At 35.7% G+C, this 26,475-nt stretch carries 24 protein-coding genes; 15 read left to right on the top strand and 9 right to left on the bottom strand.

Annotation, left to right across the window (positions count from 1 at the left end; translation table 11 throughout):
- Positions 1-9: 9 nt before the first annotated feature.
- Together IEV84_RS04705 and tyrS are read right to left on the bottom strand one after the other, a co-directional pair.
- Positions 10-3,675, bottom strand: a complete 3,666-nt coding sequence (locus IEV84_RS04705; RefSeq protein ID WP_188492892.1) for a hybrid sensor histidine kinase/response regulator transcription factor — start codon at positions 3,673-3,675, stop codon at positions 10-12.
- A 142-nt stretch (positions 3,676-3,817) separates the two neighbouring features.
- Positions 3,818-5,110, bottom strand: a complete 1,293-nt coding sequence (tyrS, locus tag IEV84_RS04700) for a tyrosine--tRNA ligase (protein ID WP_188492890.1) — start codon at positions 5,108-5,110, stop codon at positions 3,818-3,820.
- 180 nt (positions 5,111-5,290) lie between these two features.
- Between tyrS and IEV84_RS04695 the strand changes: the two genes are divergently transcribed.
- A complete protein-coding gene (locus IEV84_RS04695) occupies positions 5,291-6,283 on the top strand; it encodes an NAD-dependent epimerase/dehydratase family protein (RefSeq protein ID WP_188492889.1) in 993 nt (330 codons plus the stop codon).
- On the opposite strand, the gene IEV84_RS04690 is transcribed toward IEV84_RS04695, so the two are convergent.
- Genes IEV84_RS04690 through IEV84_RS04680 form a run of 3 tightly spaced genes read right to left on the bottom strand, consistent with a single transcriptional unit; the run spans position 6,280 to position 8,909 of the window.
- Positions 6,280-6,795: a DUF4296 domain-containing protein gene (locus tag IEV84_RS04690; RefSeq protein WP_229732601.1), complete on the bottom strand. Its 516-nt coding sequence runs from the start codon at positions 6,793-6,795 to the stop codon at positions 6,280-6,282. The genes IEV84_RS04695 and IEV84_RS04690 overlap by 4 nt on opposite strands.
- 37 nt (positions 6,796-6,832) lie before the next feature.
- Complete coding sequence (locus IEV84_RS04685; protein WP_188492885.1) at positions 6,833-8,173, bottom strand: dihydroorotase; 1,341 nt, start codon at positions 8,171-8,173, stop codon at positions 6,833-6,835.
- Positions 8,174-8,183: 10 nt separating this feature from the next.
- A complete protein-coding gene (locus IEV84_RS04680) occupies positions 8,184-8,909 on the bottom strand; it encodes a polyprenol monophosphomannose synthase (protein WP_188492883.1) in 726 nt (241 codons plus the stop codon).
- Between the two features lie 104 nt (positions 8,910-9,013).
- On the opposite strand from IEV84_RS04680, the gene IEV84_RS04675 reads away from it, so the two are divergent.
- From IEV84_RS04675 to IEV84_RS04665, 3 genes are all read left to right on the top strand, one after another.
- On the top strand, positions 9,014-9,685 hold the full coding sequence (locus IEV84_RS04675) for a DUF4271 domain-containing protein (protein WP_188492881.1): 672 nt from the start codon (positions 9,014-9,016) through the stop codon (positions 9,683-9,685).
- Positions 9,686-9,698: 13 nt separating this feature from the next.
- Entirely contained in the window at positions 9,699-10,448 is a 750-nt protein-coding gene (locus IEV84_RS04670; protein WP_071184621.1) for a uroporphyrinogen-III synthase, read from the top strand.
- Between the two features lie 140 nt (positions 10,449-10,588).
- Positions 10,589-10,945, top strand: a complete 357-nt coding sequence (locus IEV84_RS04665) for a hypothetical protein (protein WP_188492879.1) — start codon at positions 10,589-10,591, stop codon at positions 10,943-10,945.
- Between the two features lie 132 nt (positions 10,946-11,077).
- Here IEV84_RS04665 and IEV84_RS04660 read toward each other — a convergent pair whose 3' ends face one another.
- A complete protein-coding gene (locus IEV84_RS04660) occupies positions 11,078-11,767 on the bottom strand; it encodes a zinc metallopeptidase (RefSeq protein WP_188492877.1) in 690 nt (229 codons plus the stop codon).
- A 247-nt stretch (positions 11,768-12,014) separates the two neighbouring features.
- A complete protein-coding gene (gene leuS, locus IEV84_RS04655; protein WP_188492875.1) occupies positions 12,015-14,876 on the bottom strand; it encodes a leucine--tRNA ligase in 2,862 nt (953 codons plus the stop codon).
- 239 nt (positions 14,877-15,115) lie between these two features.
- On the opposite strand from leuS, the gene IEV84_RS04650 reads away from it, so the two are divergent.
- The 7 genes from IEV84_RS04650 (at position 15,116) to IEV84_RS04620 (ending at position 20,817) form a co-directional block, all read left to right on the top strand.
- Complete coding sequence (locus IEV84_RS04650; RefSeq protein WP_188492873.1) at positions 15,116-16,501, top strand: alginate export family protein; 1,386 nt, start codon at positions 15,116-15,118, stop codon at positions 16,499-16,501.
- A gap of 5 nt (positions 16,502-16,506) precedes the next feature.
- Positions 16,507-17,244, top strand: coding sequence for a sulfite exporter TauE/SafE family protein (locus tag IEV84_RS04645; RefSeq protein WP_188492871.1), 738 nt, complete (start codon positions 16,507-16,509; stop codon positions 17,242-17,244).
- 126 nt (positions 17,245-17,370) lie between these two features.
- The gene (locus tag IEV84_RS04640) at positions 17,371-18,246 is read left to right on the top strand and encodes a cell division protein FtsX (RefSeq protein WP_188492869.1); all 876 of its coding nucleotides are present in this window, start codon (positions 17,371-17,373) and stop codon (positions 18,244-18,246) included.
- A 106-nt stretch (positions 18,247-18,352) separates the two neighbouring features.
- Positions 18,353-18,592 carry a DUF3098 domain-containing protein gene (locus IEV84_RS04635; RefSeq protein ID WP_188492867.1) on the top strand — a complete coding sequence of 80 codons (240 nt, stop codon included), beginning with the start codon at positions 18,353-18,355 and terminating at the stop codon, positions 18,590-18,592.
- An 84-nt stretch (positions 18,593-18,676) separates the two neighbouring features.
- Positions 18,677-19,462, top strand: a complete 786-nt coding sequence (locus IEV84_RS04630; protein WP_188492865.1) for an undecaprenyl-diphosphate phosphatase — start codon at positions 18,677-18,679, stop codon at positions 19,460-19,462.
- Positions 19,462-20,160, top strand: a complete 699-nt coding sequence (gene truB, locus IEV84_RS04625; protein WP_188492863.1) for a tRNA pseudouridine(55) synthase TruB — start codon at positions 19,462-19,464, stop codon at positions 20,158-20,160. Before IEV84_RS04630 ends, truB begins: the two co-directional genes overlap by 1 nt.
- An 81-nt stretch (positions 20,161-20,241) precedes the next feature.
- Positions 20,242-20,817: a hypothetical protein gene (locus IEV84_RS04620; RefSeq protein ID WP_188492862.1), complete on the top strand. Its 576-nt coding sequence runs from the start codon at positions 20,242-20,244 to the stop codon at positions 20,815-20,817.
- Between the two features lie 25 nt (positions 20,818-20,842).
- Here the strand turns inward: IEV84_RS04620 and IEV84_RS16585 are convergent, their stop codons facing one another.
- Both IEV84_RS16585 and IEV84_RS04615 read right to left on the bottom strand, forming a co-directional pair.
- Complete coding sequence (locus IEV84_RS16585; protein WP_306451671.1) at positions 20,843-21,052, bottom strand: hypothetical protein; 210 nt, start codon at positions 21,050-21,052, stop codon at positions 20,843-20,845.
- Complete coding sequence (locus tag IEV84_RS04615; protein WP_306451669.1) at positions 21,031-21,492, bottom strand: thioredoxin family protein; 462 nt, start codon at positions 21,490-21,492, stop codon at positions 21,031-21,033. Before IEV84_RS04615 ends, IEV84_RS16585 begins: the two co-directional genes overlap by 22 nt.
- A 104-nt stretch (positions 21,493-21,596) precedes the next feature.
- Between IEV84_RS04615 and IEV84_RS04610 the strand changes: the two genes are divergently transcribed.
- The 4 genes from IEV84_RS04610 to IEV84_RS04595 all read left to right on the top strand — a co-directional run bounded on the left by IEV84_RS04610 (position 21,597) and on the right by IEV84_RS04595 (position 26,436).
- On the top strand, positions 21,597-22,382 hold the full coding sequence (locus tag IEV84_RS04610; RefSeq protein ID WP_188492860.1) for a patatin-like phospholipase family protein: 786 nt from the start codon (positions 21,597-21,599) through the stop codon (positions 22,380-22,382).
- Positions 22,383-22,443: 61 nt separating this feature from the next.
- On the top strand, positions 22,444-23,151 hold the full coding sequence (gene pyrH / locus IEV84_RS04605) for a UMP kinase (protein ID WP_071184609.1): 708 nt from the start codon (positions 22,444-22,446) through the stop codon (positions 23,149-23,151).
- Between the two features lie 109 nt (positions 23,152-23,260).
- Positions 23,261-23,824 (top strand): ribosome recycling factor, encoded by a 564-nt coding sequence (gene frr / locus IEV84_RS04600; RefSeq protein ID WP_188492858.1) that lies wholly within the window; start codon positions 23,261-23,263, stop codon positions 23,822-23,824.
- A 116-nt stretch (positions 23,825-23,940) separates the two neighbouring features.
- A complete protein-coding gene (locus IEV84_RS04595) occupies positions 23,941-26,436 on the top strand; it encodes a DUF5686 family protein (RefSeq protein WP_188492856.1) in 2,496 nt (831 codons plus the stop codon).
- Positions 26,437-26,475: the final 39 nt, after the last annotated feature.

Genomic DNA, 26,475 nt, shown 5'->3' with positions numbered 1-26,475 from the left:
ACAGAAAAACTATTTCCCATACTGTGAAGGACTACAGCCAAAATGCTTAGAGAAAGTTCTGGAGAAGTTAGACGGTTCCGAAAAACCTAACTTATAGGCAATCTGAGAAATGTTCAAATTAGAATTAAGGAGTAATTCTTCGGCCTGATTCATCTTTACTTTCGTAATAAATTCATGCACAGTATTACCGGATATTCCCTTTAATTTTCGATACAATTGTCTTGAACTGATATGGAGCAGTTTAGCCAATTCTTCCGAATTGAATTCGACATCTTCCATATTCAGCTGAATCAAATGAATTACTTTTTCCAAAAACTCATTATCCTGATCAGGCATTTCTTCCTGCAACTGCTCAATGGTTGCAATGCCTGCCAATTTTTTCTGCAGGATGATTCTGTTTTCTAAAACACTTTTAATTTGGGCCCTTAACACATCCACATTAAAAGGTTTCATCACATAAGCTTCGGCGCCTAAATTATAGGCTTCAATTTTGCTTTCGTCGGCTCCTTTAGCCGTTAATAAAATAACCGGTATATGACAGGTATTTTCATCACTTTTTAATGCTTTACAAAGTTCGGTTCCCTCCATTTCGGGCATCATAATATCCGAAACGATGATATCCGGAATTTGTTTAACAGCTGTTTCTAATCCTTTTTTACCATCATACTCCTGAAACACTATATAATCTTTACTCAATTCTTTATTCAAATAGGTTTGAATATCAGGATTGTCTTCCACTATCAAAAGGGTTGGCTTATTGCCTTCAAAAGGCTGCTCATCCATCGGCTGAACCGGATAGTTATCTTCAAAAGACGTTTTTTCATGAGCTGTCTCCACTACATCCTCTGATGCAGCAGCAACAAATGGTAAGCTGATGAATACTTTTGTACCTTTTTTCAAAACACTTTCAATGCTTATTGTTCCATTTAAAAAGTGCACCAGATTTCTGGTTAGCGACAAACCAATACCGGATGAATAACCATAATACGGACTTGGTCCCACATTATTAAAAGGTTCGAAAATTTTCTCTAATTCCGATTCCTCGATTCCAATACCATTGTCTTCAATTACAATATCAATAGACGATGTGGCAGTATTATGCGTTACCGAAATACTCACTTTCCCACCATCAGGCGTGTATTTAAAAGCATTGGAGACAATATTGGTAATAATTTGTTCTGTTTTTTCAAAATCCAGATAACAAGGCAATGTTTTTTCGGAAGTATGCAATTGCAGGCCAATATTTCGTTTTATCGAAATAAATTTAAACGTATTGTAACAGCTTTCTATAAACACATTAAAATCCTGAACTGTAGGATTGCTTTTTAATTTTCCGGTTTCTGATTTTCTGAAATCCAAAATCTGAGCTATCAGCTTACTCAAATAACTAATATTCCTATTGACAATTGAAAAATAGACTTCCTTATCTTCGGGAACCAATGTTTCGTCCTGAAGGCGTTTTAAAGGATCTACAATTAACGTTAAAGGTGTCTTTAAATCATGGGAAATCTTGGTAAAAAACTCAATTTTTTCTTTGTTTAACTCTTCTTGTTTTTCAGCATTTAGACGCTCTAATTTGATTTCGTTTTGCAAACGATCCCGATACAGTATCGATTTGAAAACCCAATAAACAATCCCCGCTAATAAAGTTAAAAACAAAATCCTAGCCAGCCAGGTTCCATACCAGGGCGCATCAACATGTACTTCTAAAGCGGTTATTGGTGATTTTGTATTATTAAGCGACACAATACGGGCTTTAAAAACGTAGCTTCCCGGAGGCACTTTATTATAGGTTATTTTACTTCCCGTTGTCTTAATCCATTTGTCCTCATAACCTTCCAGCATGTACTCATAAACTTCCTTATTGGTTTTATTATAATTTAAAGAAGCTAATTCTATCGCAAAATTTCGATTATCATAATCCAGTTGAATCGATTGGGTTTGCGACAAATCCTTAGTCAAAACGTCCCTTCCTTTTACAGTATCCATCGGAATCACTTTCTCATTCGATAAATACAGGCTTTTAAAAATCAGTTTATTATTGGTCACTACTGTTTTTATCTCAGCCGGATTAAAAACCAAATAACCATTTTTATCCCCAAAATATATTTTCTGACTCAGCGGGTCTTTATAAAAAGCCCTGTCCGAAAAAGTCCAGGAACCAAACTGATCTTCTTTTCGATAATTGGAAATCTTATTAGTAACAATATTAATCATCGAGATTCCCTGTTTGTGGGCAATCCAGAGATTTCCTTTAGCATCATCCGTTATCGATGAAATATAAATATTAGGTGTTTCCGATAATAATTGGACTTTCTCAATTTTCATCGGATTCGTATGGAGATTAATTTTATTCAGACCTTCACTGGTTCCTACCCAAATATTTCCGCGTTTGTCTTTATGCAAAGCATAAATAATATTTCCTGAAATTTTATTCGCTGAATCAGCCCCGAAAGTATTCAACAATAATTCGTCATAAATAACTCCTTTATTGTTTATTTTTAATCGAATAACCCCATTTCCTTCTGTTGCCAACCAAAGTTCATGATCATTTACCGATAAAATATCCATAACGCTTCGGTCTTTAACCTTATCTGCTAAATTAAAAAAGCGAATGCTGTCGTTGCTTAAATCGATACGTGCCATACCATTATAAAGTCCTACCCATAAATAATTATTCCCTGATGCTTCCATTGCATAAACAGACCAGGTTTCTAATTTGGGACATAAAACCCTACTGATTATCGATTTACATTGATTTGTTTTAGGATTGTAACATTCCAGGCCGCTAATGCCCCCAATCCAAATTCTGCCTTTACTATCCCTGAAAAAACTACGCACATATTTAATCTGACTATTCGATCGATAAAAAGGATTATTGTAATCCAAACCATCTTTGTTGTAAATAAGTGTGCCTTCATCGGTAGCCAGCCAAATTTTATCCGCTACTTTTAATATCCCTTTGACTGTAGCCAATTTGGTATTCTCACTGCCTTTTCTAAAACTGTAATGCAGTTCAAAAGGATTCCGGTTTGGATTTGCCTTATAAACATCCCCTCCACGGGTTCCCAGCCAGATTATATTTTGATCATCTATAAAAAAATCGGTGATATAATCATCCAATAATTGTCCCGGATGATTAATATTGGCCGTATAACTATATTCCTCTCCTGATTTTATATCCTGAGAGGTAAACAGATGATCCTTTAAAAGATACCTTTTCCCGTTTACAATACGGTTTTTATTTAACAAATTGGAATTACTGCTTAGTTTTTCAACTATACTTTTTGGAACTTCAGCATTGGCAACAATTTTAAAGGAATTTAGCTGATAATTAAAGCGAACATATTTTTTATCAAAGGTTAAAAACCAAAGTCCCAATTTCTTATCCGAAATGATATTACGGATTCGGTTATTGGGCAACGATGTTTTATCATTAGGATTATGATAATAGAAGTCAAATGTTTTTCCGTCATATCGGTAAGCGCCATTCCAGCTCCCAATCCAGATATAACCCACAGAATCCTTAGCAATCCCATGTATTTGAGTAACGGGATTTACTTCCCGGCCGCTAATTTTTTCAAAAAAGAGATTCTGAGCCTTTAATCCTGTCAAACAACAGAAATAAACAGCGAATAAAGGAACTACATAAGACCAAATTTGTTTATTTTTCATACAATCCCTAATAAATAACTTCACTGTTGTTACTAATCTAAAGCTCAAAAATAGAGAACATCTATTAAAACACAAAAGCCTGATAACATTATGTCATCAGGCTTTTGAATTTAAGTATAATTTTAGCTAATCTGTTTACTGATTAAACTACTCTTACCACAAAATAGTTTTTCTTACCACTTTGTAATAATACAAATTGATCATTGATTAAATCTTTTGTCGAAAGTGCAAAATCTTCTTTCACTTTTTCTCTGTTTACCGAAATAGAATTAGCAGTCAAAGCGCGTCTGGCTTCACCATTCGATTTTAAAAATCCTGTTTTTTCGTTAAGAACGTCAACAATATTGATTCCGTTTTCTATATCATTTTTTGCAATTTCTGCCTGCGGAACACCATCAAAAACTTCTAAGAAAGTAGCCGAGTCCAATTTTTTTAAATCATCAGCATTCGAATTTCCAAAAAGAATTCCTGATGCTTTGATTGCATTTTCTAAATCGGCTGCTGAATGCACCATAATGGTAATTTCTTCGGCTAATTTTTTCTGCAACAAACGCAAATGTGGTGCTTCTCTGTGTTTCTCTGTTAAATCTTCGATTTCTTCTTTCGATAAAAACGTAAAAATTTTAATGTATTTTTCGGCATCAATATCAGATGTATTCAACCAATATTGGTAAAATTTATAAGGCGAAGTTCTTGCTGCATCCAACCAGATATTTCCTCCTTCGGATTTTCCAAATTTAGTTCCGTCAGCTTTAGTAATCAACGGACAAGTCAAAGCATAGGCTTTTCCGCTGGCAATTCGGCGTACTAATTCGGTTCCGGTAGTGATATTTCCCCATTGATCACTTCCTCCCATTTGTAGCGTACAGCTTTTATCTCTGTACAAATGCAGGAAATCATAACCCTGAACTAATTGATAAGTAAACTCGGTGAAAGACATTCCCTCGGCAGATTCTGACGATAAACGTTTCTTAACCGAATCTTTTGCCATCATGTAGTTTACAGTAATATGTTTCCCCACATCACGGATGAAATCCAAGAATGAAAAATTCTTCATCCAATCGTAATTATTTACTAACTCAGCAGCATTAGCAGCATCGGAAGTAAAATCTAAGAAACGGGACAATTGCCCTTTTATCGCTTCCTGATTGTGACGCAAAGTAGCTTCGTCCAGTAAATTTCTTTCGTTCGATTTTCCTGATGGATCACCAATCATTCCTGTTGCTCCACCTACCAACGCCAACGGTTTATGACCGGCTAACTGAAAATGTTTCAACAACATTACTCCAACCAAATGTCCTATATGTAATGAATCTGCAGTTGGGTCAATCCCCACATACGCCACACGCATTTGTTCCATCAAATGTTCTTCAGTGCCCGGCATAACATCGTGGAGCATTCCTCTCCAAGTTACTTCTTCAATAAAATTCTTCATGTTTTTTAATCAATTTCGGCAAAGATAACAATTTCAAAAATCAATATCAATGGCAATAACAATAACAATAAATCAAAAAATAAATTCCAAATTCCAAAAACACATAGCCATTGGAATTTGGATTTTTTAAATTGGAATTTCTTTTTTGCCATTGAAGTTGAAGTTGATTACATTTACAAAATGATTTTAGTTACGGGAGGAACCGGTTTAGTAGGCGCACATTTATTACTTCATTTAATCGAAAATGGAGAAAAAGTTCGTGCCATTTATCGTCAGGAAAAAGGGATTCAAAAAACGAAATCCTTATTTCAGCATTACGACAAACTGCCTTTATTTGACGCCATCGAATGGGTTCAGGCCGACATTCTTGACATTCCCTCTTTAGAACACGCTTTTGTCACTATTACCAAAGTATATCATTGTGCTGCTTTTATTTCGTTCAACCCCGCAGAAGAAGAAATACTAAGAAAAATCAATATCGAAGGCACAGCCAATATCGTCAATTTTTGCATTGCCAAAGGCGTACAAAAACTTTGTCATGTAAGTTCTACAGCAGCTCTTGGCGATTTAGCCTCCCACGAAAACATCATTACCGAAGAAACCGAATGGAATCCCGAAAAATACCATAGCGACTATGCCATATCAAAATATGGTGCCGAAATGGAAGTTTGGCGCGGTCAGCAGGAAGGTCTGGAAGTTATTATTGTCAATCCGGGAGTCATTATTGGTCCGGGTTTTGAAGACCAGGGCAGCGGACAATTGATTAAAAAAGTTGCTGATGGTTTACTGTTTTACACCTATGGAAAAACCGCTTTTGTAGCTGTGGACGATGTGGTAAGAATCATGATTGAATTAATGGAAAGTTCCATTTGTAACGAACGCTTTATTGTAATTGGTCAAAACATTATTTTCAGAGACCTCTTCAACACTATTGCCGACACGCTAAAAGTAAAAAGGCCCAGCATTGAAGCCAGACCTTTTCTTTTAAAACTTACGTGGATATTGTATTGGTTTCTTAATCTCTTTTCCCAAAAATCAAATAATATTTCAAAAGACACCTTGCAATCCCTTCTAAACAACAAGGAATTTTCCAACCAGAAAATCAAAACAGCAATCAACGTTTCTTTTTTAGATATCCATCAATACATTAGAGACCATTTCAGTCGTAATTAATTGATTCGAACACCGTTTTTAATCACCTTTGATTTTATTGTTGGTGTAACCGTTTTTGGTTTTTTCTTCAACAAAAGCAAACTGTCTTTTTTCTTTATCTTTTGTAAAGAATCCTTCTTCTTAGCCAAAATTACTTTTTTAGCTTTTTTAATCGAATCCAATTCTTTCTTTTTAGCAATCAGCGAATCTCTTTTGGCTTCTTTTTTAAGAACTGTATCAATAATGGCTTTTTTGCGGTCTATTCTTTTAACAACACTATCATACATCGCTTTGTATTCTTCATAATCGGAAGCATAATAAATGTTGTTTTGTGCAAACTGTGCACTGTCTATTTTGTATTTTTTATAAATAAACTCTTTTGGGTTGACCCTGTAATTTTCGGTTGTAGCAGGTTCATTGTATTTGATCGCATCCAAAAGTGCCAAATCATAGATAATATCCTGCATCACTTCCTTATCTATAAGGCGATCCGGTTCTTTTACCGTTTCTTCTTTACAGCTTATAAATGACATTATCATTATTATAAAAAATACCGCTTTTTTCATGGTCTTATCGATCAAATAACAATCTTTTCCCGGCACGAATGTTTTTTACTTTAAAAGCATTATATACCAATTGTCCGTTTACAAAAGTATGCGTAATTCTGGATTTAAACGTAAATCCTTCAAATGGAGACCATCCACATTTAGCAAAAATATTCTCTTTTTTCACTCCCCATGGCAAACCGGCATTTACAATTACCAAATCGGCATAATAACCTTCTTTGATAAAACCACGTTTTTCAATCTTGAAAATTTTAGCCGGATTGTGACACATTTTCTCCACAATTTTCTCCACGCTGATTTTTCCCTGATGAAAAGCTTCAAACATAGCCACTACTGCATGCTGCACTAATGGTCCTCCTGACGGTGCTTTTAAATAGGATTGTTTTTTCTCTTCTAATGTATGTGGCGCATGATCCGTAGCAATAACATCTATTCTGTCATCTAATAAAGCTTTCCACAAGGCATCTCTGTCATTTGCCGTTTTTACCGCCGGATTCCATTTGATAAAATTACCTTTAGTTGCATAATCATCATTGGTAAACCATAAATGATGCACACAAACCTCAGCCGTAATTTTCTTTTCCTCCAATGGAATTTTATTGGTAAACAAATCCATTTCTTTAGCTGTAGAAAGATGGAAAATATGCAAACGGGCTCCTGTTTTCTTAGCCAGTTCAATTGCTTTTGATGAAGACAAATAACAAGCCTCTTCACTTCTGATTAAGTGATGCACCGTTACCGGAACATCGTCACCGTATTCTTCTTTGTATTTCTCCGAATTGGCTTTAATAGTTGCTTCGTCTTCACAGTGTACAGCAATTAACATTGGTGTGCTTGAGAATATTTTTTCCAAAGTTGCCTGATCATCCACTAACATATTCCCGGTTGAAGAACCTAAGAATATCTTAATCCCTGCAACATTTTTGGGATTGGTTTTTAGAACTTCTTCTAAATTATCATTAGTTGCCCCCATCATAAACGAATAATTCGCATAGGATTTCTCGGCAGCTAACTGGTATTTTTCTTCTAAAATTTCCTGAGTCACGGCATTAGGAACCGTATTAGGCTGTTCGATATAAGAAGTGATTCCGCCTGCAACCGCAGCTCTGGATTCTGACTCAATATCGCCTTTATGGGTTAAACCCGGTTCTCTAAAATGCACCTGATCGTCGATGGCACCCGGAATTAAATAATTCCCTTCGGCATCAATAATTTTACAATCGGATGATTTTGCACTAATGCTTTCTGAAATTTCAACAATTAAGTCATTCTCAATTAAAACATCGCCTTCAAAAATTACTCCTTCATTTACTATTTTGGCATTCTTAATTAAAACCCTGTTCATTGTCCTTTTTTTATAATCTGTTTATTAATTTTTTTAATCGAAGTGAAATTACCCCAAATACAGCTTCCACTATTATCGAATTACTCATTTTGGATTGCCCCTTAGTCCTGTCGGTAAAAATAATCGGGACTTCGGTAATTTTAAAATTATTACAAAAAGTGCGGTATTTCATTTCTATTTGAAAAGCGTAACCCACAAATTTTATTTTATCGAGGTTTATCTTTTCTAAAACTTCCCTTTTATAACAAACAAAACCGGCTGTGGCATCGTGAATTTGCATTCCGGTAATCATCCTGACATAAACCGATGCAAAATAAGAAAGTAACACTCGGTTTAACGGCCAGTTCACTACATTTACCCCGGTAACATAACGCGAACCGATAGCCAAATCAGCATCACCAAAATGACAGGCATTGTATAATTTTTCCAAATCATTAGGATTGTGCGAAAAATCGGCATCCATTTCAAAAATAAAATCATAACCCTGAGCCAATGCCCACTTAAATCCGTGTACATAAGCCGTTCCCAGGCCTGATTTTTCTTTTCTGTTTTCTAAAAATAAACGCCCTTCAAATTCCGTTTGCAACAATCGAACCTTATCAGCAGTATGATCTGGAGAATTATCGTCCACTATAAGTACATGAAAATGTTTGTGTTGGGAGAGCACCGCTCTTATGATACTTTCTACATTTTCAATTTCGTTATAGGTAGGAATTATAACAATGCAATTACTCATATTTCTAAAATTTCATCGCAAAAATAACCTTTTTATGCCATTTGATTCATAATAATAGTATAATAAAAATATTGATATAAAATTTTACTAATTTTGCTATCGCTATGACAGAATATCTCTTACATCCGAGAATCACCGAAAACAAAGACTGGGCAACTTTTCTATTTGTTCTTGCCTTTGGTATTATTGCCGTTACTAAATCTGTTTACGGAAATCGTTTCAGCGATTTTATCAATCTCTTTTTTTCAGATAAATATTCTAAAGTCTATCGCGACAGCAGCCAGCTTAAGAGTAGTTTTACCATCTCTTTATTTTTTGTTCAGGTCATTTCATTTGCTTTTTTTATCCAGATTTCCTTAAGTATTTTTGGCTATGCTTCAAAAACCGATTGGATTTTATACATCCAGATTATCACATTTCTGAGCTTTTTTATTTTATCGAAATATTTAGTCGAAAAAATTATTGCCACTACCTTCAATATTGAGGAATTCATGGAGCAATTTAACCTGCAAAAGATCACTTACAGGACTTATATTGGGATTATTATCCTTCCGGTAAACATTATTTTATTTTACTATAATACTGTTTCTCAAAACATTCCAATTGCAATAATTAGCATAATCCTCTTACTTAGCATACTGACTTATTCCCTTTCAATAAAAAAATATCAAAGTGTAATATTCAGTAAGTTGTTTTATTTTATTTTATATCTTTGCACTCTCGAAATAGCTCCCTATTTTTTCATGTATTATTTGTTTACAAGAGGGAGCGCTTAGAAAATGTTAAAATATGAAAGTCAAAACAATTTTGGTATCGCAACCAGAGCCTAAGGTAGAGAATTCGCCTTACTTTGAACTCCAACAAAAACACAAAATCAAAATTGATTTCCGTCCTTTTATTCATATAGAAGGTGTTAGCGCTAAGGAAATTAGACTTCAAAAAATTGACCTCAACAATTTTTCTGCTATCATTTTAACCAGTAGAAATGCTGTTGACCACTTTTTTAGAGTGGCTGAAGAAATGCGTTTTAAAGTTCCTGAAGGTTTAAAATATTTCTGCCAGTCGGAAGCCGTGGCTTTCTATTTGCAAAAATATGTGGTTTACAGAAAGCGTAAGATTTATGTTGGCGCAAAAGACTTTGCCGATTTATCTCCTTTAATTAAAAAATACAAGGACGAAAAATTCCTTTTACCCGCTTCGGATCAATTAAACGCAGAAGCTCCTATAGTATTAGACAATTTAAAAGTAGATTGGAAACAGGCTACTTTTTACAAAACGGTAATGAGTGACTTATCAGACTTAGCCGATGTTTATTACGATGTTCTGGCATTTTTTAGTCCAACAGGAATCAAATCCCTGTTTAAAAACTTCCCGGACTTTCAACAAAACAACACCAGAATTGCCGTATTTGGAAGCACTACTCAAAAAGAAGCGCTTGACCACGGATTAAGAGTTGACATCATGGCTCCTGCACCAGGAACACCATCGATGACTATGGCATTAGAAAAATACGTTATCGAAGCCAACAAAGGAAAATAACAAGCTTCCTTTTACATATATTTAAGCCGCGAATTCGCGGCTTTTTTTATTTCAGTTATCGAAATTAATTTTAGAATCAAATTAAACCCAAATCCTTTTTTAAGGTCTTAAAAACAAAACCAACTTTAATATTATATTTTATGAAGAAATTCAAGATTACAGCATTGATACTTCCTTTAGCAGTTGTACTTAGCAACTGTAGTTCATCTAAAAAAGGAAAATCAGACTATGTTGAAGCTAAAAAAATAAGCTACACTGCCGACGTTAAACCTATTATCACCAACAGCTGTACGCCTTGCCACATGCCTCCTCAAGGTAAAAAAGAACCTTTTGAAAACTACACACAGGTAAAAGAACATATTGCAGCTATCATTGCCCGTGTTAAACTGCCACAGGACGATCGTAAATTCATGCCTCCTGTAAATAAAAAACCGGCTTTAACCGATGAGCAAGTTGCGGTTTTAGTACAATGGCAACAACAAAATATGCCGGAATAAAAGCAATTGCAAAAGGCAATTGCAATATTCAATAAAAAAATTCCAAATTCCAATAACACTTCGACAAGCTCAGTGTGACAATTGGAATTTGGAATTTTTATCCCGATAACTATCGGGATTGGAATTTTATTTTTAGTTCCTTCTGTTTCCTCCTAAATAAATAGACAAATAATACAACAAAGTAGCAATAGAACCCAAAGCCGCTACAACATACGTTCTTGCAGCCCATTTTAACGAATCTTCCGCTCCGGCATATTCGGCAGGATTCAGCATATTTTTGTTTTTTAACCAGGCCAAAGCACGATTACTCGCATCATATTCTACCGGCAAAGTAACAATCGAAAACAAAGTGGTTGCCGCAAATAAGATAATACCAAACAACAACAAGCCCGGAAAAGTTTTCAGCATTAGAATTCCCGCCAGCAAAATCCATTGCATATACGAAGAAGCCACATTTACAAATGGCACTAATTTAGAACGCATCGTCAGCCACTCATAACCCACTGCATGTTGCACCGCATGACCGCATTCGTGTGCCGCTACAGCTGCTGCTGCCGCATTGCGCTGATTGTACACCGATTCGCTCAGATTCACCGTTTTATCCACCGGATTGTAATGATCCGTCAATTGTCCCGGAGTCGAAATCACTTTCACATCATAAATTCCATTGTCGTGAAGCATTTTTGTAGCAATTTCGGCACCACTCATATTATTTTGCAAATGCAATTGCGAATAATGCTCAAACTTACTCTTCAGTCTTGAACTTACTAACCAGCTGAACAACATAATTGCTCCAGCCAGAATTAAATAACCACTTCCCATATCTTTTTATTTTTTGTTTCAAATTTTAAATACAAACCGCAAATTCTAAACCAATTTACAAAAATGCCAATTTGACAGCTGTTAAAAAAAATACAATTTCAATGTCAATGGCAATAAGAAATATCAAAAACAAAAATTCCAAATCCCAATTAACACATTGTTATTGGAATTTGGAATTTATCCCGATAGCTATCGGGATTGGAATTTTATCTATTCAATCATTGACGATTGAAATTGATTATTGAAATTACCCTACAAGGTTGATGATTTTCCCCGGAACAATAATCACCTTATTTGGTGTTCTGCCGTCTAATTGTTTTTGGGTTCTTTCGTCTTTCATCACGATTTCTTCAATCTGTTCCTTGGTTAAATCCAAAGGCAATTTGATAGTAAAACGCATTTTTCCGTTAAACGAAACCGGATATTCTTTATCCGATTCTACCAAATGAGCTGGTTCGAATTTTGGAAAAGCCACAGTCGCAATCGAATCGCTATGTCCTAACAAACTCCATAATTCTTCTGCAATATGCGGTGCATAAGGCGAAATTACAATTGCCAAAGGTTCTAAAATAGCACGGGAATGACAGTTTTGAGTTGACAATTCGTTGACACAAATCATAAACTGAGAAACCGAAGTATTGAAAGAGAAACCTTCAATATCTTCCGAAACTTTTTTGATGGTTTTATGTAAGCTTTTCAGGTTGTCTTTTGTTGGCTCATCGTTAGTAACAATCAAACCATTATCATCAAAATACAAACGCCATAATTTTTTAAGGAATCCAAAAACTCCCGAAATACCAGCTGTATTCCAAGGTTTTGCCTGTTCCAATGGTCCTAAGAACATTTCATACAAACGCAAAGTATCCGCACCATATTCCGCACAAATAGCATCCGGCGTTACTACATTGTATTTCGATTTCGACATTTTTTCAACCTCACGGCCTACAATGTATTTTCCGTTTTCGTCTAAAATAAATTCAGCATCAGCATAATCTTCTCTCCAGGCTTTGAATTTTTCGACATCCAATTCATCCGAAGCATTTACAATTGAAACATCAGCATGAATTGGCTGTACTTTATGATCTCCTATTTTATTCTTAGAAACAAAACTATTCGTTCCTTCGATTCTATAAACAAAAGCAGAAGTTCCCAAAATCATCCCCTGATTGATCAGTTTTTTGAATGGTTCTTCTGTTGGCGCAAAACCTTTGTCTTTTAAAAATTTGTTCCAAAAACGCGAATACAATAAGTGACCGGTTGCATGCTCGCTTCCGCCAATATATAAATCCACAAATTCCCAATATTTCAATGCTGCTGCCGATGCAAATTCATTCTCATTAGCCGCATCCATATAACGCATCCAGTACCATGAACTTCCCGCCCAACCTGGCATCGTGTTCAATTCCAACGGGAATACTGTTTTGTTGTCTGCCAACTGCGTACTGACCACTGCATTCTGAATTGTGTCCCAAGCCCAAACCGCTGCGTTTCCTAATGGAGGCAAACCATCTTCTGTTGGCAAATATTTCTCTACTTCAGGTAAAATAATCGGCAAATGCTGTACATCAATCATTTTCGGAAGACCATTTACATAATACACCGGAAATGGCTCACCCCAATAACGCTGGCGGGAGAAAACCGCATCGCGCAAACGGTAATTGATTTTACCGTAACCTTGGTTGATTTTTTCCAATTCGGCAATTACTTTTTGAGTTCCGTCTTTGTAACCCATGCCGTTTAAGAAATCGGAATTCACTAATTGAAAACCTTCTTTCCCGCCAAAAGCAGCTTCCGAAATATCTTTGTCAACAATATTTTTAATCTCAGGCATTCCGTTTTGTCCTTTAAAGAAATTAGCAAAAGCATAATCCCTTTCGTCTCCGCAAGGAACCGCCATTACAGCACCTGTTCCGTAACCCGCCAACACATAATCACCAATCCAAACCGGAATCGCTTCTTTAGTAAACGGATGCTCGGCATAAGCTCCTGTAAATACTCCTGAAATGGTTTTTACATCCGCCATACGCTCACGCTCCGAACGTTTTGAAGTTTTTTCGATATAAGCTTCAACAGCTGCTTTTTGATCTGGAGTTGTAATTTGAGCTACCAATTCGTGCTCCGGTGCCAATGTCATAAAAGTAACTCCGAAAATGGTATCAGGTCTTGTTGTAAATACATCAATCGTGTTTTCGTTATCTTTTAAATTAAAAGAAACCATCGCACCAACTGATTTTCCAATCCAGTTTCGTTGTGATTCTTTGATCGATTCGCTCCAGTCAATAGTATCCAAACCTTGCAACAAACGCTCTGCATAAGCAGAAATTCGCATACTCCATTGGGTCATTTTTTTACGAACAACCGGAAAACCTCCACGCTCCGAAACTCCATTTACAATTTCGTCATTTGCCAAAACCGTTCCTAATCCCGGACACCAGTTTACTTCGGTTTCAGCTAAATAAGTCAATCTATATTGTAACAAGATTTTTTCTTGCTCGTCTTTTGCGAAAGCATTCCATTCAGCAGCCGAAAATGCAGCAATGTTATCGTCACAAACTGCATTTACATTTGAATTTCCATCTTTTTCAAAAATTGAAATCAAGGTCGAAATATCCTCAGCCTTATCTGAATCTTTATTATACCAGGAATTGAATAACTGGATAAAAATCCACTGCGTATGTTTGTAATAATCAGGATTAGAAGTTCTTACTTCACGATCCCAATCAAATGAAAATCCTATTTTATCCAATTGCGTTCTGTAACCTGCAATTTGATTTCCTTCTTTATCAACACCACCGTCAATGTTTACGCGGGTTGTATCTTCAGGACGCTGCCCTGTTTGAATAGCATATTGCTCGGCCGGCAATCCAAAACTGTCGTAACCCATTGGGTGCAACACATTAAAACCCTGATGTCTTTTAAAACGGGAATACACATCTGAAGCAATATATCCCAGCGGATGCCCTACGTGCAAGCCCGCTCCTGATGGATAAGGAAACATATCCAAAACATAATATTTTGGCTTGTCTGAATTATTTTCGGCTGCAAAAGTTTTGTTTTCTGCCCATTTTTTTTGCCATTTGGCTTCTATTTCGTTCGGATTGTATTTCATTACTCTGTTAATGGTTTATTGTTTGCAGTTTATAGTTTTGATTTTAAGCTTATAACAATAAACCAAAAACCATAAACAACAAACTAAAAATGAACGGCAAATTTACGTTTATTGCACATTGCACCAAAGTTATTTCTTGAAAAGAAGAAAGAAATAAATCAACAACTAAACAAATGCTAAGTAAGAATACTTATTTTTGCACTTTATTTTAAAAAGCACATTGCTACAAACATTCATTTATGAAAAAAACATTTTGTTTGTCCCTAATACTAATTTCTGCTTTATTCTTTAGTGAAAAGATGTCTGCACAAATTGATCAAAATATCACGAAATTATTGCTCGAAAAAAAGATTATCACGCAACGTGAAGCCGATTCAATAATGGCTCTTCCGATTGTACATCAAAAAGTAAATGCGGAAAACAAAAACTTTTCTATTGGATTAGAATTCAGACCCAGAGCGGAATATCGTGACGGTTACAGACAATTGAGAACTGCCGATACCAAAGCCGCTTATTTTGTCACTCAAAGGAGCCGATTGTATTTTAACTATAGCCAACCCAAATTCAAATTTCACACTTCTGTTCAGGATCTTCGCGTTTGGGGACAATACGGACAAACCTCTACAACAGGTTCTTTTAATGTATTTGAAGCTTATGCAGAAACGGGACTTTCTGATCATTTTTCCCTTCGAATAGGTCGTCAAAAAGTAGAACTGGACAACGGAAGACTTTTCTCGGCAGCTAACTGGAGTCAGGCAGCAAGAGCACATGACGGAATCAACCTGATTTATGAAAACAGTAAGATTCATTCGGAATTCATTACGGCTTTCAATCAAACATCTGAACGTATTTTTGAAACCAATTTTGCTCCAACTACATTTACAAACTACAAAATGCTCAACATTCATTACCTGAAAGCAAAATTAAATGAGCATTTCAGCCTGAGCACTTTAAACTCTGCCGATGGCTATGAAAGCAAGACCAACCCAAGAACTATGTACACCCGTGCTACTTCAGGCGGACGAATAGAATTTGAAAAAGGAAATTTATACCTGACCCTAAGCGGTTATTACCAGTACGGTCATTTACAAGCCGGAAATAAAATTTCGGCTTATTACTTTCAGCCTGAAATCCAATGGAAGAAAAACAAGTTTACTACCCGTTTAGGTATGGAATACATGAGTGGTGACAATGCCGAAAAACCAAGCTCCACTTCTAAATCATTTGTTCCGCTTTACGGAGTTGCCTGGCGTTTTATGGGAAATATGGATTATTTCACCACCTTTCCTTTGGATTTAAAAAACGGCGGACTAATCAATCCGTATCTGCATCTTATTTATGACCTGAACCCAAAACTTAGTTTGCGCTCCGACTTTCATTTGTTTTACCTGCAAAATAAGGTAAAAGACAATCTGGACAACAGCATTCATCCCTATTTAGGATTTGAAAACGACTTATCATTGCATTACAAATACAACAATTTCACCATGATTGATTTTGGTTTCTCCTATATGGCAGCCGAAAAAAGCATGGAAACACTTAAAACAGGAAACAGCAATATTATTCCGGTATGGAGCTACGTCATGATTACTTTCAAACCGGAACTATTTAGTTTCAAAAAATAATTTTCATGGATTTCAACCCAGTTTTAATACTCTTTTTACTAGCAATAGTTGCCTTTTTATATTCGTCTGTAGGTCATGGTGGCGCCAGTGGTTATCTTGCCATTATGGCAATGGCCGGAGTAGCACCAATAATGATGAAACAATCAGCTTTAGTGATGAATTTAGCAGTATCGTTATTTTCCTTTATTGGTTTTTACAAATCAGGGCATTTTAAATTAAAATTATTCATTCCCTTTATAATTGCAAGTATTCCAATGGCTTTTTTGGGCGGCACAATGAGTTTACCCGATGCTGTTTACAAAAAAATATTAGGTGTTTGTATCTTCATTTCTATTATAAGACTGGTATATCAATTTGAAGAAAAAAACGAACCCAATAGAGAAATACCTTTATGGGCAGGGCTTTTTTCGGGCGGAATTATCGGACTCCTTTCCGGACTTTTAGGTATTGGAGGCGGCATCATCCTTAGTCCGCTTATGCTTTTAATGCGTTGGTCAAAACTTAAAGAAACAGCAGCTGTTTCAGCATTATTTATTTTTGTTAACTCACTTTCGGGACTTTATGGACAAATTCAAAAAGGAGGTTTTAACCTTAACCCTGATTTACAAATAGCGGTTGTTGCTACCATCATCGGCGGTTTATTGGGTTCGTATTTTGGAAGTCAAAAATTCAACTCCAAAACATTAAAATACCTCTTGGCACTTGGACTGACAATTGCCGGTTTAAAATTACTCTTGACCTAAGAGGTATTTTTATATTAATTTCATTTAAAAGTGCTCTCCAAATTATAAGAAAATAAAAACTTTGAACGTTATTAACTTCATTTAAAGAAATTGTTTATTATTTTTACCGCATAATAAAAATAAACTATGAGTTCTTCATTTGACAGATTTCAAAAACGCAGGTTAATTTCCTCTTATTTTTCGGTAGTTCTAAGTATTTCCCTGGTATTATTTTTACTGGGAACATTAGGACTTTTTATCATCAATTCTAAAAGATTAGCTGATAATTTTAAAGAAAAAATTGCCATGACAGTATTCTTTAAAAACGAGGCCAATGACACTATTCTGAAAAGTTTTGGCACTGAATTAAAAAGAGCCGCTTACGCAAAAAAGATTGTATATGTAAGCAAAGAAGAAGCTGCAAAACAACACACCGACATTATTGGCGAAGATTTCCTGACTTTCCTTGGCGAAAATCCGCTACAGAATTCTTATGATATTCATATCAAAGCGGCTTATGTAGAAAACGACAGCGTAGCTAAAATAGAACGTCAATTACGTACCAACCCAATGATTTCGGATATTGTTTATGACAAACAATTAGTAAATCTAGTCAACGATAATATCAAAAAAATAAGTATGTGGATTTTAATCATCAGCGGATTTTTGACTTTTATCGCTGTATTATTAATTAACAGTTCACTTCGTCTGTCTATTTATTCTCATCGTTTTATCATTAAAACCATGCAAATGGTGGGTGCTACCAAATCTTTCATCCGAAAACCGTTTGTAATGCGAAGTGTAAAACTGGGAATGCTGGGAGCTATTTTGGCAATTTTAGCCTTAATCGCACTTTTATCTTATGTACAGACTAACTTTCCGGATTTAGGAATTCTAAATGACAAAATTTTAATTTTACTGGTTTTTGCCGCTGTTTTTGGATTTGGCGTTTTAATTACCTGGTTAAGCACTCATTTTGCCACACAACGTTTCTTGAACCTAAGAACAGACGATCTATACTAGTATTCAGTGTTCAGCTGTAAGTGTTCAGAAAATCACGGAAGAGTTTAAAAGAATAAAAACTTTAAAACAATAGGAATGAAATTGCTTCGTTCCTCGCAATAAAAAGATGAAAGACGATAAACAGGAATTCTTATTCGATAAAATCAATTACAAAATTCTATTAATTGGAATTGGAGTAATTGCCCTTGGATTTATACTAATGGCAGGCGGAGGCAGCGATGACCCTAATGTGTACAGCGATGCTATTTTTAACTTCAGAAGAATCCGATTAGCACCTACAACCGTTTTAATTGGTTTCGGAATTACCATTTATTCTATTTTAAAGAATCCTAAGAAAAATAGTTAGCAGTGTTCAGAATGCAGTGTTCAGTTAACTAAACTGAAACTATCCCGATAGCTATCGGGACTACACTCTAAAATCTAAAATTAAATGAATACATTACAAGCTATTGTTCTGGCTATAATCGAAGGTATTACCGAATTTCTTCCGGTTTCTTCAACAGGACACATGATTATTGCTTCGTCTTTTTACGGAATTGCTCAGGATGATTTCACCAAACTTTTTACCATTGTTATTCAGTTAGGAGCCATCCTTTCTGTAATAGTACTTTATTTCAAACGCTTTTTCCAGTCTTTTGATTTCTATTTCAAATTATTGGTAGCCTTTATTCCGGCAGTCGTTTTTGGTTTGCTTTTCAGCAAAAAAATCGATGCTTTACTGGAAAATCCTCTAACGGTTGCCATCTCATTATTAGTGGGCGGAATTATTTTGCTTAAAGTGGACGATTGGTTTGCTAATTCTGACGAAACCGAAATCACTTACCTGAAAGCAATAAAAATTGGATTATTCCAATGCCTTGCCATGATTCCGGGAATTTCCCGAAGTGGCGCTTCTATTGTAGGCGGGATGTCTCAAAACCTATCCCGAACGGCAGCAGCCGAATTCTCTTTTTTCCTGGCTGTCCCAACCATGTTAGGCGCAACAGTAAAAAAATGTTACGATTATTACAAAGACGGCTATGTATTGACCGATGATCAAATTAACATTCTGATTATTGGAAATATTGTAGCTTTTATAGTTGCCCTTTTAGCCATTAAATCGTTCATTACTTTTTTAAGCAACAGAGGTTTCAAACTTTTTGGTTATTACCGCATTGCCGCCGGATTAATCTTATTGATTATCCATTATTTTATTCACCCATTGACGGTTATCTAATGACGCGCGAAGAATATTTAGAAGGACAGGTACTGCTAATTGACAAACCTTTGAAATGGAGTTCGTTTCAGGCAGTGAATAAATTAAAATACCTGCTGATTAACAAAGTAGGATTGCCTAAAAAATTCAAAATTGGTCACGCTGGAACTCTTGACCCATTGGCAACCGGACTATTATTAATCTGCACCGGAAAATTCACCAAGAAAATTGCCGAACTTCAGGGGCAAGCCAAAGAATATACAGGTACTTTCTACATAGGAGCTACCACGCCATCTTATGATTTAGAAACCGAAATTGATGCGACTTTTCCAACCGAGCACATTGACGAAACTTTAATTCACGAAACAGTAACGCAGTTTTTAGGCGAAATCGACCAAAAACCACCTATTTTTTCGGCTATTAAAAAAGACGGGAAACGCCTGTACGAGCACGCCCGTGCCGGTGAAGAAGTGGAAATTGCCAGTAGAAAAACCACCATTCACGAATTTGAAATCACCCGAATTGCATTGCCGGAAATTGATTTTAGAGTAGTTTGCAGCAAAGGAACGTACATTCGTTCGCTGGCTTACGATTTTGGAAAAGCCATGAATTCAGGTTCACATCTAACAGTCTTGAGACGAACAAAAATTGGCGATTACGATGTGAAAAATGCGATTGATATTACGCTGTTTGAAGACAGCTTAAATTCCAATTCCTAACAGCAATTCTCAATAAATTTAGCTAACTTAGTATACTAAGAATAAGGACTTTATTTTATATCGATAATTAAAAATCCATATATGAAAACCCTGACTTGTTTACTAATCACATTTGGCTTTTCTTGCACTTCAATTGCTCAATTTAAACAAGGCTCTTATACTCAATTTGGCTTGTCAGTTCCTCTGAAAGAAAATATAAACAGAGACGATGACGACAGCAATTGGTTTACGCCAAACGGCTTAAGTTTAAAATTTGGAGAAGGCATCCATTTTAACCGCACTATTGCCATTGGTCTAAATTCCGGAATAGATTGGATTGCCTCAAAAAAACTGGTCGTTATTCCTGCCTTTGCCAATCTGAAATTAGGCATAAAAATAGGCAAAGAAGATTTTTTATACCTCCAGCCTGCTTACGGAAAATCAATTATTTTGGGTCGCGGCAATCTACACGGTGATTATAAAAAAATTAGTTTAGGAATAGAGGACATAGAAGGTGTTGCGCTTTTTATAGAACTCACGCAATACGGTTTTAGCTTATATACACCCGAAAAGGTTACCAGCATTAGCTTAGGCTTGTCAAGTACCTGGTTTACAAAAAGAGTAAAAAAGAAAACCAACAGTAACCAGCCACAATCCGGTAAGCATAACAAATTCTAATCGAAGCCTCTATTATTTCAAGTTTTTATCCCAATTTGACTTTTGCAAAATACTTTTTCTCAGAAAGCTCTTGATCTACCGCCAACATCATTTCCATAATTTCTTCTTGAGTTGCATTTCCTTTATCATGCAAATACCATAATTGTAATTCGGTTTTTATGGCTTCATCAATAATACCGTGTTCTTTTTTATAGTTTAGAATTAAATCCGTAGCTACTTTAGGCCTGGGCCCCAATGCGCTAAAACAGTCGAAGTTTCTTTATCAACAACAATCAGCTTAGGAATGGCTCTTGCATTTTGAGTTAGAAAACAATTCATCAAATCTAAATTCTCATCTCTCAACACTATTTTGAGTTCTATTTTCCCCTCAGAAAGCTGACTCATTTTATTAAAAATCGGCAGTAATTGTGCCGCATCTCCACACCATCCCTCAGAAATCACTAACCAAATAAACTCATTTTGCAATGACTTCAATTGAATAACATTTTCTTCTGAAACTTTAATTGTCTTATCTAAACGATTCATTCGGGTATCATTCAAATAGCTGTAATGTGTCAAATCTCCTGACTGTTCTTCGCCGGTAGATTTTCCTTCTTTTAACAAATCAGCAACTAATTTTCTATATTCAGGATAAGTATAATTATACAATAAGGCTTTTGTAATTGATGTTGTCATAATTTCTATTTTTTAGTAAAATTAGAGCAAGCAATCCGGATTAAATATGACAAAAATCACACTCAAATCAGCAAAAATTGTATTTTTATAAAAAATGCCGTAAGATGAACTTAAATTCAAAATCAATTGGACTGGCACTTTCGGGTGGTGGAACAAAAGGTTTAGCCCATGCTGGAGCTATTAAATTTCTGGAAGAACAAAACATACGTCCCAATCAAATTGCAGGAACCAGTGCGGGTTCTATTGTGGGAGCCATGTATGCCTGGGGAAAAACGCCCGAAGAAATTCTGGAATTCTTCAAATCCATCTATTTATTTCATTGGAAACACATTACTTTTACCAAAGCCGGATTAATAGACTCCGAAGCATTTCGCGAATATTTCAAAGTGGTTTTTGAAGACGCCACTCTTGCCGATTTAAAGATTCCAACTCAAATTACCGCCACCGACATGATTAAAGGCCAATTGAAAATTTTTGAACCGGAAACCAAAATTGTTGATGCACTTATCTCTTCGTCTTCCTTTCCCGGCATTATTTCACCTTATGAAATCAATGGCAATCATTATAGTGACGGCGGAATTTTAAACCACTTCCCTACCGATTTACTCCGTGAGGACTGCGCCACCGTTATTGGGGTTTATGTGAGCCCGATTAACATGATAACTCCTAAGGATTTGAATTCTATCAGAGCCGTAACTACCCGAGCTTTTGATATTCTTTCGGAAAACTCGAATATCACAAAATTCAATCATTGCGATTGGATGATTCAGCCTAAAGAACTCAGCATTTACAGCACCTTTGAAACCAATAAAATCAAGATGGATACGATATTCAATTTGGGCTATCAGGCAGCTAAATACAGCTACGAAAACAAAATCTATAAAATTTAAGCTGCCCTATTTCAGAAAAAAAGAATATCCCTATATTTGCACCAATCAACGCAACAAAGACATGAAATACAAAAGAATTCTTCTAAAATTAAGCGGAGAAGCTTTAATGGGAGATCGTCAATATGGAATAGATCCTGTAAGATTAGCTGAATATGCTGAAGAAATCAAAAAAGTACACGCTAAAGGAGTAGAAATTGCCATCGTAATAGGCGGAGGAAACATCTTTAGAGGAGTTGCAGGAGCAAGCAGCGGAATGGACAGAGTGCAGGGCGATTATATGGGAATGCTTGCAACAGTTATTAACGGAATGGCTTTACAAGGCGCTCTGGAAGACAAAGGCATGAAAACCCGTTTGCAAACTGCCTTAAAAATGGAATCTATTGCTGAGCCTTATATCAAAAGAAGAGCTGACCGTCACTTAGAAAAAGGTCGAATTGTAATCTTTGGTGCCGGAACAGGAAATCCTTATTTTACAACCGATACAGCCGCAGTTTTACGTGGTATCGAAATCAACGCCGACGTAATCCTAAAAGGAACCCGCGTAGATGGTGTTTATGATTCTGACCCTGAGAAAAATGCTTCTGCAGTAAAATTTGACTACATTTCATTTGATGATGTTATCAAAAAAGGATTAAATGTAATGGACACAACCGCTTTTACATTAAGTCAGGAAAACAAATTGCCTATTCTTATTTTTGACATGAACCAAAGCGGAAACCTGGAAAAAATCTGCGATGGGGAAAATATTGGAACTGTAGTTAACATATAGTTTATGGTTTTGAGTTTATTGTTTAAAGTTCAGTACTATTTGATAGAATCTGGATTATAACAATAAAGCAACAACAAACTGTAAACAACAAACTATAAACTTTAAAAAAATGACTGAAGAAATTGATTTTATATTAGAAAGTACCGAAGAATCTATGGAAGGTTCTATTGGACACCTTGAAAAAGAATTTCTAAATATCCGTGCCGGAAAAGCATCTCCTGCTATGTTAGGAAGTGTTTTTGTAGATTACTACGGTTCTTCTACGGCATTGAATCAGGTGGCTAAAATTAGTACTCCCGATGCCCGAACGATTACGTTACAGCCTTTTGAAAAAAGCATGTTGCAAACTATCGAAAAAGCCATTATGATTGCTAATCTTGGTTTCAACCCAATGAACAATGGAGATATCATTATCATCAGTGTTCCGCCGTTGACAGAAGATCGTCGTCGCGAACTGGCAAAACAGGCTAAATCCGAGGCTGAAGATGCTAAAATCGGAATTAGAAATGCCCGAAAAGAAGCCAATACCGACATCAAAAAATTAGAGAAAGAAGGAACATCAGAAGATATTTGTAAAAGTGCCGAAGAGGAAGTTCAAAACCTAACCAACACTTATATCAAAAAAATCGACGAACTTCTTGCTGCTAAAGAAGCCGAAATCATGAAAGTATAACTTTCAAAAAAATACAACTAAAAATCCGTCCCGATAAATCATCAGGACGGATTTTTTTATTCTTACTTTTGCCATACCAAATTTCGTTTACCAGCGTTTTGATTCAAACAGCTATTATGAAGCACTTTCTATTGTTTTTCTTTTTCACGCTCACGCTTCAGGCGCAATTTCACATCAACGGAATTGTAAAAGAATCCGCTTCAAACAAAGCACTTCCATTTGCAACAATAAGCACAAATAACGGCATCAACAGCATTACGGATGTGGATGGAAAATTTGACATTCATTCTAAAACAGCTGTTACTTCCTTCACTGTTTCTTATGTAGGCTATAACAGTTTGACCGTTGAAGTCCAAAAAAACAAGCTGTTTTTTAATTTGAAACTGACTCCTAAAACAGCTATTCTTAACGAAATTATCAGCAGCAATGAAAATGCCGCCTTGAGCATCATAAAAAAAACCATTGCACTGAAAAACAATAATGATCCTCAAAAAAGACTTCCCAATTTTGCCTTTAAAAACTACAATAAATTAGTTGTTTCTGCCCATCCGGATTCTATTTCCGGGCAAATAGACTCTGTTTTTGTTAGAAAATACAAACAGGGAGCTTTGTACAAAATCGATTCGACAAATTACAAACTTAAAAGCACCGTTAGCAAACGCCACTTATTCCAAACCGAAAAAGTATCCCAACATCAGTTTAGCAACAACCAATTAAAGGAAACGATTTTAGGAACAAAAATGGCAGGATTACAACAGCCTTTATATGAAATCATTGCTTTCAACCTGCAATCTTTTTCTGTTTACGACACGAAATACGAACTTTTTGAAACCAAATACAACAGCCCGATAGCTGATGACGCAGTCAAAGATTACTATTACAAATTATTGGACAGCGTAAGTATCAAAGGTCGAAATTCCTATATGATTTACTTTAAAAACAAAATGAAAAGTAAAGCCAAAGGACTCGAAGGTGTTTTATATATTGACCAGAACAATTTTGCTGTATCTAAGGCTATTATGCGCATCAGAGGTTTACTCAACATTAGCGGAACACATGAATTTGAATACTTAGCTAAAGAAAACATTTGGTTTCCCGTTCACAAAACTTTCCAGATTATCAAAGGAAAAAACGACGATGATATCCGGATTTTAGGAGGCACAATCCAATTTGACGGCGATATCGAACAGGATTTTAAATCCCGAAAAAAACAACCTTCCGATTACATTTATCTACGCTCGGAAAACCATATTTTTGACATCCGAAAAGACGAAAAATCCGCTGTTAAAAAATCTCATTTTACGGTAGAAATCGACAAAAATGCTTTCGACAAAGACGAATCTTTTTGGGAACCGTATCGAAAAGACAGTACCGACACCCGCTTTAAAAAAACCTACAGTGAACTCGACAGCATTGCAGTGAAAAAAAACATTGCAAACAGGGTGTTTTTTGGTAAAAAAATCATCAACGGCTATTTGCCTATTGGTTTTTTCGACCTGGATTTACGGAAAATTTTCAGCTACAATAACTACGAAGGATTCCGTTTGGGTTTAGGCGGAGTCACTAACGAGCGTTTCTCTAAAAATTTCCGAATTGAAGGTTATTATGCTTATGGTACTAAAGACGGAATTTTTAAAGGCAGCATAGGCGTAGCAACAATAATTGACCCAAAAGCGAATTCCTGGTTGGGTTTTTCATACACCGATGATGTTCGGGAAATTGCAAGTACCTCTTTTTCAATCGAAAAAAAACCTTATAAAATATATGATCCCAGACCCATCAACATTAGCACTTTTTACAATTATGTGAGTTGGAAAAGCTATTTTGAAACCAGACTGATTCCAAAAACAGAAAGTATCTGGGAAATTGCACAGGCTGAAATCCAACCCAAATTCAATTATACCTTTAATACAAACAATCTGTTTTATACCAATTATACCATGACAACCGCCATGGTTTCCCTGCAATGGAGTCCGTTTAGTGATTTTATGCAAACGCCGACAGGACAAATCGAAATAGAAAAACGTTTCCCTAAATTCAGTTTTCAATACACCCAATCCTTAGGAAGATTATTGAATAACGACTTTGATTTCAGCAAATTTGACTTCAAAACCGAATACGAAAAAAGGTACCTCAACGGTCAAAAAACATCCTTGCTTTTGCAGGCAGGATATGCTTTAGGCGCAATTCCGTTAACGCATTTGTACAATACTTCACCAAATAATATTACGAAAGAAACCATAATACAAAGAATTACTTTTGGCGGAAAAAACAGTTTTGAAACCATGTTTTTCAATGAGTTTTTCTCTAACAAATACAGCCTGTTTCAAATTAAACACGCTTTTAACAGAGTAACATTATTCAAAAAAGTTAAGCCTTCCTTAGTTTTAGTCTCCCGAATGGCCTGGGGAGATTTAGACAATCCCGAAAAACATCTGGGAATCAATTTTAAAACTCTGAACCGGGGATTCTTTGAATCAGGAATTGAGCTGAACCAAATTTTTAACGGATTAGGATTAACTGCTTTTTTCCGTTACGGACCAAATCAACTGCCAAAATTTGAAGACAACATTGCCATTAAGCTGAGTTATGTTTTGAATTTAGGATTTTAATAAAATCAAGCAACCGCAAATTCACAAATTAAAAGACAT

Source organism: Flavobacterium palustre (assembly GCF_014639535.1).
GTDB classification, from domain to species: Bacteria; Bacteroidota; Bacteroidia; order Flavobacteriales; family Flavobacteriaceae; genus Flavobacterium; species Flavobacterium palustre.
Note: the sequence above shows the minus strand (reverse complement) of the source record. Positions and strands in the feature narration are given on the sequence as shown.

What these genes read in the sequence shown, in the direction of transcription:
- IEV84_RS04680 (WP_188492883.1), bottom strand. Translation starts at nt 8,909, where the DNA reads ATGAGTAATTGCATTGTTATAATTCCTACCTATAACGAAATTGAAAAT.
- IEV84_RS04675 (WP_188492881.1), top strand. Translation starts at nt 9,014, where the DNA reads ATGACAGAATATCTCTTACATCCGAGAATCACCGAAAACAAAGACTGG.
- leuS (WP_188492875.1), bottom strand. Translation starts at nt 14,876, where the DNA reads ATGAAATACAATCCGAACGAAATAGAAGCCAAATGGCAAAAAAAATGG.
- IEV84_RS04610 (WP_188492860.1), top strand. Translation starts at nt 21,597, where the DNA reads ATGAACTTAAATTCAAAATCAATTGGACTGGCACTTTCGGGTGGTGGA.
- IEV84_RS04645 (WP_188492871.1), top strand. Translation starts at nt 16,507, where the DNA reads ATGGATTTCAACCCAGTTTTAATACTCTTTTTACTAGCAATAGTTGCC.
- IEV84_RS04640 (WP_188492869.1), top strand. Translation starts at nt 17,371, where the DNA reads ATGAGTTCTTCATTTGACAGATTTCAAAAACGCAGGTTAATTTCCTCT.
- frr (WP_188492858.1), top strand. Translation starts at nt 23,261, where the DNA reads ATGACTGAAGAAATTGATTTTATATTAGAAAGTACCGAAGAATCTATG.
- IEV84_RS04685 (WP_188492885.1), bottom strand. Translation starts at nt 8,173, where the DNA reads ATGAACAGGGTTTTAATTAAGAATGCCAAAATAGTAAATGAAGGAGTA.
- IEV84_RS04615 (WP_306451669.1), bottom strand. Translation starts at nt 21,492, where the DNA reads ATGACAACATCAATTACAAAAGCCTTATTGTATAATTATACTTATCCT.
- IEV84_RS04670 (WP_071184621.1), top strand. Translation starts at nt 9,699, where the DNA reads ATGAAAGTCAAAACAATTTTGGTATCGCAACCAGAGCCTAAGGTAGAG.
- pyrH (WP_071184609.1), top strand. Translation starts at nt 22,444, where the DNA reads ATGAAATACAAAAGAATTCTTCTAAAATTAAGCGGAGAAGCTTTAATG.
- IEV84_RS04690 (WP_229732601.1), bottom strand. Translation starts at nt 6,795, where the DNA reads ATGTCATTTATAAGCTGTAAAGAAGAAACGGTAAAAGAACCGGATCGC.
- IEV84_RS04635 (WP_188492867.1), top strand. Translation starts at nt 18,353, where the DNA reads ATGAAAGACGATAAACAGGAATTCTTATTCGATAAAATCAATTACAAA.
- IEV84_RS04665 (WP_188492879.1), top strand. Translation starts at nt 10,589, where the DNA reads ATGAAGAAATTCAAGATTACAGCATTGATACTTCCTTTAGCAGTTGTA.
- IEV84_RS04660 (WP_188492877.1), bottom strand. Translation starts at nt 11,767, where the DNA reads ATGGGAAGTGGTTATTTAATTCTGGCTGGAGCAATTATGTTGTTCAGC.
- tyrS (WP_188492890.1), bottom strand. Translation starts at nt 5,110, where the DNA reads ATGAAGAATTTTATTGAAGAAGTAACTTGGAGAGGAATGCTCCACGAT.
- IEV84_RS04630 (WP_188492865.1), top strand. Translation starts at nt 18,677, where the DNA reads ATGAATACATTACAAGCTATTGTTCTGGCTATAATCGAAGGTATTACC.
- IEV84_RS04620 (WP_188492862.1), top strand. Translation starts at nt 20,242, where the DNA reads ATGAAAACCCTGACTTGTTTACTAATCACATTTGGCTTTTCTTGCACT.
- IEV84_RS04595 (WP_188492856.1), top strand. Translation starts at nt 23,941, where the DNA reads ATGAAGCACTTTCTATTGTTTTTCTTTTTCACGCTCACGCTTCAGGCG.
- IEV84_RS04695 (WP_188492889.1), top strand. Translation starts at nt 5,291, where the DNA reads ATGATTTTAGTTACGGGAGGAACCGGTTTAGTAGGCGCACATTTATTA.
- IEV84_RS04705 (WP_188492892.1), bottom strand. Translation starts at nt 3,675, where the DNA reads ATGAAAAATAAACAAATTTGGTCTTATGTAGTTCCTTTATTCGCTGTT.
- truB (WP_188492863.1), top strand. Translation starts at nt 19,462, where the DNA reads ATGACGCGCGAAGAATATTTAGAAGGACAGGTACTGCTAATTGACAAA.
- IEV84_RS04650 (WP_188492873.1), top strand. Translation starts at nt 15,116, where the DNA reads ATGAAAAAAACATTTTGTTTGTCCCTAATACTAATTTCTGCTTTATTC.